12 protein-coding genes are annotated in these 6,436 nt (G+C 58.5%); 7 read left to right on the top strand and 5 right to left on the bottom strand.

Annotated features, from left to right (window positions below; translation table 11 throughout):
* Positions 1 to 596: 596 nt before the first annotated feature.
* The 5 genes from bamE to CQW31_RS30425 form a co-directional block, all read right to left on the bottom strand.
* Positions 597 to 905 carry an outer membrane protein assembly factor BamE gene (gene bamE, locus CQW31_RS30445; protein ID WP_099816104.1) on the bottom strand — a complete coding sequence of 103 codons (309 nt, stop codon included), beginning with the start codon at positions 903 to 905 and terminating at the stop codon, positions 597 to 599.
* Positions 906 to 1,011: 106 nt separating this feature from the next.
* Positions 1,012 to 1,533: a hypothetical protein gene (locus CQW31_RS30440; protein ID WP_099816103.1), complete on the bottom strand. Its 522-nt coding sequence runs from the start codon at positions 1,531 to 1,533 to the stop codon at positions 1,012 to 1,014.
* Positions 1,533 to 1,856, bottom strand: coding sequence for a hypothetical protein (locus CQW31_RS30435; protein WP_099816102.1), 324 nt, complete (start codon positions 1,854 to 1,856; stop codon positions 1,533 to 1,535). Before CQW31_RS30435 ends, CQW31_RS30440 begins: the two co-directional genes overlap by 1 nt.
* 110 nt (positions 1,857 to 1,966) lie before the next feature.
* Positions 1,967 to 2,203, bottom strand: coding sequence for a hypothetical protein (locus CQW31_RS30430; RefSeq protein WP_099816101.1), 237 nt, complete (start codon positions 2,201 to 2,203; stop codon positions 1,967 to 1,969).
* A 9-nt stretch (positions 2,204 to 2,212) separates the two neighbouring features.
* Entirely contained in the window at positions 2,213 to 2,899 is a 687-nt protein-coding gene (locus CQW31_RS30425) for a LexA family transcriptional regulator (protein WP_012273062.1), read from the bottom strand.
* A gap of 99 nt (positions 2,900 to 2,998) precedes the next feature.
* Here CQW31_RS30425 and CQW31_RS30420 point away from each other — a divergent pair, with 99 nt between their 5' ends.
* From CQW31_RS30420 to CQW31_RS30390, 7 genes are all read left to right on the top strand, one after another.
* The gene (locus tag CQW31_RS30420) at positions 2,999 to 3,223 is read left to right on the top strand and encodes a hypothetical protein (RefSeq protein ID WP_012273061.1); all 225 of its coding nucleotides are present in this window, start codon (positions 2,999 to 3,001) and stop codon (positions 3,221 to 3,223) included.
* Between the two features lie 27 nt (positions 3,224 to 3,250).
* The gene (locus CQW31_RS30415; RefSeq protein WP_012053015.1) at positions 3,251 to 3,442 is read left to right on the top strand and encodes a hypothetical protein; all 192 of its coding nucleotides are present in this window, start codon (positions 3,251 to 3,253) and stop codon (positions 3,440 to 3,442) included.
* An 18-nt stretch (positions 3,443 to 3,460) separates the two neighbouring features.
* Entirely contained in the window at positions 3,461 to 3,646 is a 186-nt protein-coding gene (locus CQW31_RS30410) for a hypothetical protein (protein WP_029885826.1), read from the top strand.
* A 204-nt stretch (positions 3,647 to 3,850) separates the two neighbouring features.
* Positions 3,851 to 4,570, top strand: coding sequence for a Rha family transcriptional regulator (locus CQW31_RS30405; protein WP_371858401.1), 720 nt, complete (start codon positions 3,851 to 3,853; stop codon positions 4,568 to 4,570).
* An 89-nt stretch (positions 4,571 to 4,659) separates the two neighbouring features.
* Positions 4,660 to 4,926: a hypothetical protein gene (locus CQW31_RS30400; RefSeq protein ID WP_143524280.1), complete on the top strand. Its 267-nt coding sequence runs from the start codon at positions 4,660 to 4,662 to the stop codon at positions 4,924 to 4,926.
* The gene (locus CQW31_RS30395) at positions 4,926 to 5,732 is read left to right on the top strand and encodes a hypothetical protein (RefSeq protein ID WP_099816105.1); all 807 of its coding nucleotides are present in this window, start codon (positions 4,926 to 4,928) and stop codon (positions 5,730 to 5,732) included. Before CQW31_RS30400 ends, CQW31_RS30395 begins: the two co-directional genes overlap by 1 nt.
* The coding region (locus CQW31_RS30390) for an ATP-binding protein (protein ID WP_099816098.1) at positions 5,722 to 6,436 on the top strand (715 nt) is incomplete at its 3' end. The genes CQW31_RS30395 and CQW31_RS30390, both read left to right, overlap by 11 nt.

Here is a 6,436-nt window from a genome sequence, read left to right as displayed (position 1 = left end):
TTGCACGCTCGACGTTACTGCGGCCATGGGCGCGCATCCAAGCTCCGAGGGTGTCCAACTGGTTATTGAGGTCAGCGATCTTGGTGCGCTTAAGGCTTTTCATCGTCTTGCCCTCCAGGGCGGTTGATTTCCCAGCAGCCACTCGGGGGAATGGCTGCGAGTGAAATCGGTATTGCTGGGCTCCGTTACTCGCCACGGTGGCCTGGGCGATTGCTTGATTGCTGCAGCCGCCACCGGTTACCCGGCGTGGCCCGCTGTACCAGTGCATCAGCCCGTTCTGAGGGCCACCTGGCAGGGAGCGTTGCAGCTCAACCCTCCATCCGCGCCGTAAGCGCCTGATTTCGAGCTGGCCAGTTCCAGAGCTGGCATGGGGATCGAATTTATTGCTCGCGCTGTACCGTTGCCGGGATCGATCCGCGAGGTTCCCATCAATGTGAAAGAGCGGTGAGGCTTGAGGGCCTCCCGAGGGGCTGTGTAGCGCCGCCCGGTGATGTGAACATTAGGCATTCCTTCTTTTTTCGTCAATAGGTATTCCTAACTTTTTTGCGAAAGCATGAAAAAGCCCGCGCTAGGCGGGCTTCATTGAAAGAGCCGGATCACTCGTCAGGGCTTGGCTTGGCGATGTAGTCCTTCGGGATGTACGGCACCTTGGTCACCTTGCCGTCTTTGGTCTCAAACGAAACGGACTTAGCTCCGCCGAAGGCTGTGGCATGGCTGTAGATCCACATCTGACCTTCTTCCTTGGATGTGACCATATAGGGGTTGCCCATGATCTCGTAGAGCTGATCCTCGGTCATGCCGACCTTAACCTGACTGGCCTGGCCGAAGGTGAATGGTGTGCCGGCGCACCCAGCCAGAGTGACGACTACGGCAGCAAGAAGAAAGCGGTGGATGTGGCGAAGCATGGCGACCTCCCTGTGAAGTGAGGGGCCATCCTACCACTCTGGCCATGAGCCATCACGCAGGCAAAGAAAAGCCCGCACGGGGCGGGCTATATCGAAAGGCTAGTGATCAGCTTCCAGGCGTGGCTTTCTGGCTTACCTTGAGCACCTCGACAGCCTTGTCCAGCGATCCCAGGGTGTCGGCGATCTTCTCAAGCTTCTGATTGGTAGCCTCCTGGGCTTTCACCATTGAGGCAATCTGTTCGTTCGTAATGCCTTGGGCCTTTTCCAATTGCCCCATACTGGTTAGCGCTGATCGCGAATGATCATCCAGCCTGGTGAAAGAGGAATTGGTATAGACAAACGAGCCACCAACTGCGGCAAAGACCAACGCCCCCAGGCCCAGAAGGGGCAGGGTGACCGACACAAATAGGTCTTTCCGGAAAGCACTCATAACTGTGATTCTTCCATGGATATAGGTTTGAGTATAGACCTCGCTGTCGGAGAATCCTTCATCGTCCATTACCAGGGGCTCGACCTCTATCTCGGCCGTCCGGTTTAAGATCTCGGTGAAAAATCCAGTGAAGTCACGCGGCGGGCGTCCAGGGCCCTCTCTGATCAGATCATAGAAATCATCGGCAACAGCATGCATCAGTGCGGTTCACTCATGAGTTTTCGCACCTTGTTGGCATGGAAGAACCGAGTATCACCACAGGTGTTGCAGGTCGCCGAGTAAAACCAGACGCCAAGCCCTTTTATGTGCGGGACAGGAGTTGACAGAATCCCAGCGGTACCACCCTCAGGGGCTGGAGCAGCCTCGTAGACGCCCTGTTTGCAGAACTCACATTGACGCCCTGGGCGAAGTCTTTCCATAAAGTCCCTGAGCGCGTTCCTGGGTATCTTCAGGTTCCTGACCCGCTCCTTGAAAAATTCGTCTTCAGCTTCATCATCTGGGCTCTGATCATCGTCAGCCATGAGCTGCTCCTTGGCTATGCTGGCTTAAGTTGTAATCGCTGCTACGCGTTTTGTCTGTGCTACTACAGGTCGCCGCCACGCCGGCCAAGCTGGCCAGCGAATAGGTACTACTAGGCTTTTTGCCGCGCTATCCTTCCCGCCTTCACCTCATCCCCATACCCCGCCAACCGATCCTCCCCAGCCTGCATCACTTGGCAGATCCTGATCACTGCCTGGGCGTCATGCTCATTTCCAGCCAAGCTCAGTCGTTCGGCTATGCGCATCAGCTCGACCGCTGACCACTTGAGGTCAGATGCAAGGCCTTGAAGGTCGCGGCGGAGTTCTTGGTTGGGCTTGGTTAGCGTCATGGCCGGTCCCTACAGGAATACCGATTTGGGCATTTTGCCGTCGACGACCGTGCCAACGATCTCCCATGCGTCGTCAACAGCTCTGGTCGGGTAGGCTGAGTTCAGTGGCTTCAGGTATAGCTCCCCAGCATCGCGAACAAGCTGTTTGAAAGTCGCTTCGTTGGTGCTGGTCATCCTGGCCACGACAAACTGCCCCGGCCTTGGCTCAATGTCTGGAGCTATCAGAATCAGGAAGCCCTCAGGGAACGACGGGCTTCCCGAAGACAATGTCATTGAGTCGCCAATCACCCTTAGCCAGAAGGCGTCCTCGCCAGCCCATACGTCAGACGTGTGCTGGGGGCATAGAGCAATGTTACCCATCTCGACCGCCTCCCTAGCGATACCGGCCTGAACCCAACTAATTTCGGGGTAGGAGAAGGATCTTGTGGGCTGCAGAGCGGCTTCCACATTTGAGCTTTCTACTTCGCCAGATGGCGATTTTTTCATTGCCCCCCTTCCGGTTGCCAGCCACTTGGGCGTAACGCCCAAATGCTCAGCGGCAAGGAGCAGGTTTTGCCCCTCGATGGTTTTGGTCTTGCCCGAAAGCCAATCATTCACCGAGGGCGCTGTGATTCCGCAGGCGCGGGCTAGTGAGGCCTGCGTGATTTTCGGTGGGCCAGCCATGACTTGGCGCAAACGTTCTTGAAGTGTGCTCATTAGGGCAGCCTAACACCGGGCATCTAAGGTATTCCTATTGACCTGAATAAAAGGTATGCCTAATATCTCTACCTAAGATTCCAGCCGGAGAGACCAGGCATGAACCCCAGCGCAATTATCGACGCTCTGGGCGGGACATTTCGCGTAGCCGAGCTGTGCGAGGTGCGCCCGCCATCGGTGAGCGATTGGAAAAAGCACGGCATTCCTCGTGCCCGAATGATGTTCCTGCGCGTAGCTCGCCCGGATGTCTTCAAGGCCCTGGAGGAAGAAGCCCAGGAAGAAGCTTCCCAGCCCAGCGCTAGCGCAAAGAAAACCGCTGCTTAACCACTTTCAACCACAAAGGAACCAACCGTGTCGTACTTCGACCCCGACCACCTGCACAACAAGCCCACCAAGGTTCGCTTGGATGAGGCTGCCGACGACTTGCTTTCGGCGATGGCTCGTTTCAAGCGCACGCAAAAGGCTGTGCTCGCCAGGGAAATTCTGGAGCGCGGTCTCGACCAGATGATGCAAGAGCTTAACGCGAAGACTGACGTGGCCTGAAGTGGCCGAGGAGGCCCTGTGCCAGAAAGCAAAGAGCTGGAGATCCAGCTCGACGGGAAAGGCAATTCAGATCTGGCGTATCTCGCCAGGCAGAAGGGCTTAACCCCTGAGCAACTGGCGGCACAAATCATCAATGAGGCTCTGAACCGGATGACGAGAACCGAGCCTGGCCGAAGCAATGTTCGGTCGTTTCGAAAGGGCTAATAAGCCCCTGAGGGACTCATGAGGAACTGCCGTTGAAAGAACTATCACCCAAAACGCAGACGCAAAAAAACCGGGTGGCCGCCCGGTTTCTTGTAGTGCATTCGTAACACATGTGCGAGGCAATCATATATGCACCTTGGTAGCCAAATCAATACCGTGGCCCTCGCGCCACAAAATGCGAGCCACAGTTTCGTGGCGCGCACGATGTCTTCAGTGGAAATCGCCGACCTGACCGGAAAGCTGCACAAAAATGTGTTGGCCGACATCCGCGCCATGCTCGCTGACCTGGAGTTGAGCTCGGCTGACTTTTCAGCCCAGTACAAAGACAGCACTGGTCGCAGCCTTCCGTGCTTCCAGCTCGACCGGGAAATGACCGATACGCTTCTCACCGGATACAGCGCCAAGATGCGCCTGGCAGTTGTGCGCCGCTGGCGTGAACTCGAAGCCCAAGCGGCCCCGGTAGCACCTGCCGACCTCAGCAAGCTGGAAATCCTCCAGATGGCTCTGGAGTCGGAGAAAGCCCGCGTCCTGCTCACCGTCCAGGTCGAGGCCCAGGCCAAGAAGATTGACCACCTGGAAAACCTGTTCAAGGAAGGCATGAGCCACGTCCAGTTCTGCAAGGGCCTCAATGGGGTCAACGTGATGCAGGTCGGCCATTTCCTCGAAGGCCGCAGCTGGCTCTACAACGAGAGCAAGTCAGGTACCCGCTATCGCGTGGCCGCCTACGCCCGCGACAAGTACATGACCGAGCACCAGCAGACGGTCAGCCCGCACGGCAAAGAGCCATTTGTCGCCTTCACGCCAGTGCTGCTGCGCAAGGGCGCCGCACGCCTGTACGAGCTCTACCTGGCCGGTGACCTGCCCATGAAGAAGAACTGGGACGGCCTGCACACCCACGACAAGGCCGTGCGGGGTGCAGCATGAGCGATTTCGTCACACAGAAGAGCGTCAAGGCCAGAAAGCAGCACAACTGTAGCGAGTGCAAGGGGTTCATCCCTACTGGGGAGCGCTACATGCTCATTTCCGGCGCCTTCGAAGGCCAGGGCTTCAGCTTCAAGCGCTGCGGCGCATGTCATCACGCTTTCGTCTGGCTCGACATGACCTTGAGGCTCGGGCCTTACGGCATGCCGCCTGACGAAGGAATCGAGTTCGGCGCTCTGCGCGCTGAACTTGCCGAGTATGCCTGCGAGTCTCGATTTACTGACCCCGAGCCACTCAAGCACCTTCACGGCATGGCCGAGCGATACACCGCCGCCCAGAACACCCAGGAGGCCCAATGATGGCCAGATCCCGAAACATCAAGCCAGGGTTCTTCTCGAACGAACACCTGGCAGAGCTGGACTTTGCCACTCGCCTCCTGTTCATCGGCCTATGGACCGAAGCTGACAGGGAAGGGCGCCTGGAAGATCGCCCGCGCCGCCTCAAGATGGCGCTGTTCCCGGCTGACAACGTCGACCTCGATCGCATGCTCGATGACCTAGATCATTTGGGGTTCATCAAGCGGTACACCGTTGGTGAGCTCAAGGCCATCCAGGTGGTTAACTGGGCGAAACACCAGAACCCGCACGTCAAGGAAGCCAAGAGCACTATCCCTGAAATGCCCGTCGTAGACGCATGTCAGGGAAAGCATGAGGAAAGCACCGTGCAAGCACCAGACTCGCACAGTTCTTTCCCTGCTGATTCCCTCTCTCTTGATTCCGGATTCCTGATTCCTGATTCCCTCAACCCGTCGCCCGCGCCGGTGGATTCCGCCGAGCTGTTCGCGCGGTTCTGGAAGCTGTATCCGCGCAAGGTCGGGAAGGACAAAGCCGAGAAGGCCTGGGCAAAGCTCAAGCTCACTGCGGACCTGTTCGACACCATTGTCACCGCTCTGGCCAAGCATCGGCAGTTGCCCGGCTGGACCAAGGACAACGGCCAGTTCATCCCGCACGCGGCCACCTGGCTCAACGGGAAGCGTTGGGAGGACGAGGTCGAGCTTCCTGCTGACAACGTCCATCACCTGCCAGCCAGCCGCCACCACGGCTTCGCTGAGCGCGACTACACCTCAGGCTTGAAGCGTCGGGAGGACGGCAGCTATGCGCTCTGAAAAAGTAGTCCAGATCGATCAAGGCGCGGTCGTTGCCCGCATTCAGCCAGCCGAGTGCGAGAAGCACGGCGCCTTCGAGCAGAAGGTAACCATGCTGTTGGGCAAGGCTCTGCGCAGCCACTGCCCTGAATGCGCCCGAATTGCCAAGGAGGGGCGTGAGGCTCGCGCCGAGGCCGAGCAGGCCCTGAATGTCCGCCTGGCGATCTCCCGCAAGCTGGGCGACTCGCTGATCCCGAAACGCTTCGCTGATCGCTCGCTGGCGAACTACAAGGCCGAGCACAAGGGCCAGGCTGAGGCCCTGCGCTTCTGCCGCCACTACGTGAAGACCTTCGACCAGATCGCCGAGAACGGGCGCTGCATGGTGCTGCTGGGCAAGCCTGGCACCGGCAAGACCCACCTGGGCGCGGGCATGGCCAACGACCTGATGCGCAACACGTCTCACTCGGCGGTGTACCGCACTGTCGGATCGATCCTGCAGGCCATCCGCGCCACCTACGACCGCTCCAGCGAGGCGACCGAGGCGAGCATCCTGGCCAGCCTGATCGAACCCTCCCTGCTGGTACTGGACGAAGTCGGCGTGAGCAAGGAGCAGCCGAGCGACTTCGAGCTGACGACCCTGTTCGCGATCATCAACGGCCGGTACGAGCAGGTGAAGCCCACGGTGGTCATTTCCAACCTGGGCCCCGAGCAGTTGCCGGTTGCTA

Origin of the sequence: Pseudomonas sp. 382 (assembly GCF_002759075.1) — a bacterium.
Taxonomy (GTDB): domain Bacteria; phylum Pseudomonadota; class Gammaproteobacteria; order Pseudomonadales; family Pseudomonadaceae; genus Aquipseudomonas; species Aquipseudomonas vlassakiae.
The sequence above is the reverse complement of the archived record's forward strand: the minus strand, read 5'-3'. Positions and strand labels throughout refer to the sequence as shown.